Origin of the sequence: Streptomyces sp. CB01580 (assembly GCF_001905795.1) — a bacterium.
GTDB lineage: Bacteria > Actinomycetota > Actinomycetes > Streptomycetales > Streptomycetaceae > Streptomyces.
Window position 1 is genome coordinate 1 of sequence record NZ_LIXJ01000079.1, and the last position, 2,373, is coordinate 2,373.

Annotated in this window: 3 protein-coding genes; 2 read left to right on the forward strand and 1 reads right to left on the reverse strand. The window is 73.3% G+C overall.

Translation table 11 applies throughout. From position 1 onward, the window contains the following. The first annotated feature begins 138 nt into the window (after positions 1-138). Complete coding sequence (locus AMK22_RS37150) at positions 139-693, forward strand: methylated-DNA--[protein]-cysteine S-methyltransferase (protein WP_073792148.1); 555 nt, start codon at positions 139-141, stop codon at positions 691-693. Positions 694-932: 239 nt separating this feature from the next. On the opposite strand, the gene AMK22_RS37155 is transcribed toward AMK22_RS37150, so the two are convergent. Beyond that, on the reverse strand, positions 933-1,517 hold the full coding sequence (locus tag AMK22_RS37155; protein ID WP_073792150.1) for a TMEM165/GDT1 family protein: 585 nt from the start codon (positions 1,515-1,517) through the stop codon (positions 933-935). Positions 1,518-1,851: 334 nt separating this feature from the next. Here AMK22_RS37155 and AMK22_RS37160 point away from each other — a divergent pair, with 334 nt between their 5' ends. Next, positions 1,852-2,265: a (2Fe-2S) ferredoxin domain-containing protein gene (locus tag AMK22_RS37160; protein ID WP_073792152.1), complete on the forward strand. Its 414-nt coding sequence runs from the start codon at positions 1,852-1,854 to the stop codon at positions 2,263-2,265. Positions 2,266-2,373 lie beyond the last annotated feature (108 nt).

Below are 2,373 nucleotides of genomic sequence, written 5' to 3' on the forward strand. Positions count from 1 at the left end.
CCCGTCGACCCCCGCCGCGCTCACCGCCCGCGCGGCGGCCTGGCGGCCCTGGCGCGCGTACGCGGTCCAGTACCTCTGGACCGTCGACGACCACCCCATCAACCACCTGCCCGCATGACCCAGTTGGGACGATCCGTCATGACCACCACGCCCGCATCCGCGACCTCCCGGCGGCCCGGGACGGCCGTCCACCGGCGGCACACCGTCGTCGACAGCCCCTACGGCTCGCTGACACTCGTCGCCACCGACGGCGTGCTCTCGGGCCTCTACATGACCGAGCAGCGCCACCGTCCGCCCGAGGAGACCTTCGGCGAGCCCGACCCGCGCCCCTTCACGGAGGCGATCCGCCAGCTCGACGCCTACTTCGCCGGCGAGCTGCGCGAGTTCGACCTGCCGTTGTGCCTGGACGGCACCCCGTTCCAGCGCAGTGTCTGGGCGCAGCTCCAGCTGATCCCGTACGGCGAGACCCGCTCGTACGGCGAACTGGCCGAGACCCTCGGCAAGCCGGGCGCCTCCCGTGCGGTGGGTCTCGCCAACGGCAAGAACCCGGTGGGCATCATCGTCCCCTGCCACCGCGTGATCGGTGCCTCCGGCGGTCTCACCGGCTACGGCGGCGGGCTCGACCGCAAGCAACGGCTGCTGGCCTTCGAGAAGGGCGGACGCGACGACGGCCCGGACCTCTCCCTCTTCTGACGCCTCCCGGCTCCTGACGCCTCCCGGCTCCTGACGCCTCCTGGGGAGGACGGACGGGGGGCACCGCCCGGGCCGGTGCGGCGGACGTGTGACGCCGGAGGCCCGGGCGGCGGGGGATTCGGGGACCGGGTGGTGTCGGACCCGGGCCCGGGCGGCGGAATCCCGGGCCCGGGTGGGCCCGGAGCCCGGTCGGGGCGCGCGCCCGCCCGGTCGGGCGATGTCGGGAGCCCCGTGCGGCGTCACCCGACGAAGATCTCCACCACGGTCCAGATCGCCAGGCCCAGCATGCACAGCCCGCCGATCCGCTGAACCGTCTTGAGCGGCACCCGCTTCGCGATGAACTGCCCCGCGAGCAGCGCCAGCGCCGAGACCGACATCAGCGCGGCCGCGGACCCGATCGCCGTGGACCAGGTGCCGTTGCTCGCGGCCAGATTGGCCGTGGTGATCTGCGTCAGATCGCCCCACTCGCTGATGAAGACCGCCATGAACGCGGTCGAGTAGACCGGCCAGAACCCGGTCACCGTCCTGGCGCCGTCCTCCTCCTCGTCATCGCCGCCACCGGCACGCAGCAGCATGAACGCGCCGAACGCGAACAGCGACGCCGAGACGACCTTGACGAGCCAGTCCGGCAGCAGCCCGATCAGGCTGCCCGCCCCGACGGCGATCGCGACGTGCACGATGAACGCGGACGACGTGCCGAACCAGACGTACAGCGGGCGCATGCGGGTGCCCATGGCGAGCGACGCGAACATCGTCTTGTCCGGCAGTTCGGCGAGGAAGATCAGCCCGAAGGCGGTGATGATCGCCAGGGGGTCGAGGTGCATTCCGGGTGGCTTTCTGTGAGAGCCGGACCCCGGGCCTTCGCGAAGCGCCACTCGGGCTGTCCGGAGGACCACTCGGCCCGGCACGACGTCGGCACCCGCAGGTCGCGGGCACGTCATACCTGACCGAAGGTCTCGCCCGCCCGTAGGACTCACGGGCCCGGCCACCGGGAACCCGAGGGCTCCAGTGTGTCGACGACCGGTTCGCGGGGCTACTCCCCTTCGCAGCCGCCCACTCTACCCCACCGACCACCGGAGATGCGCAGGTGTTCGATCCGATGCGGGGTCGGTACAGTCCGCCAGTGATCGTCCGAGCCGTCTTTGGAGGCGTCCCCGCATGAGCCGCCACCCGCGCAAGCCCGCCCCCGCACAGGGCGCCTCCCGGCCCACCGTCAGCGTCTGCCGCGGCTGCTGCTGCGGAACCCCGAAGATCCCGGACGTGGACCACGCCGGTCAGCTCGCCGTGCTGCGCCGGACGCTCGCCGACGTGGCGACGGTCCGCGCAGTGGACTGCCTGGACGCCTGCGAACAGGCCAATGTCGTCGTCGTACAGCCTTCGGCCCAGGGGCGCGCGGCCGGTGGCCGACCGGTCTGGCTCGGGCTCGTCAACGACCCGGACGCCGTGACGGACATCGTCGCCTGGGTCGAGGCGGGCGGGCCGGGGCTGGTGGACCCGCCCGGGATCCTCGACCTCTACGCCTTCCGCCCCTCGCGCCGCGTCCAGCGGGAACTGCGAGAACCGGGGGACTGAGCGCCCCCGTCGGATCGCGGGGCGAGGCGCCCGGGGCACCGCGGTCGCGCCGGTCGGCCCGGTCCCCCGGACCCTCAGCCCCGGGAGCCCGTGTCCCCTCGACCGCCG

Coding starts and splice junctions, on each gene's coding strand:
- AMK22_RS37150 (WP_073792148.1), top strand. CDS start 139: ATGACCACCACGCCCGCATCCGCGACCTCCCGGCGGCCCGGGACGGCC.
- AMK22_RS37160 (WP_073792152.1), top strand. CDS start 1,852: ATGAGCCGCCACCCGCGCAAGCCCGCCCCCGCACAGGGCGCCTCCCGG.
- AMK22_RS37155 (WP_073792150.1), bottom strand. CDS start 1,517: ATGCACCTCGACCCCCTGGCGATCATCACCGCCTTCGGGCTGATCTTC.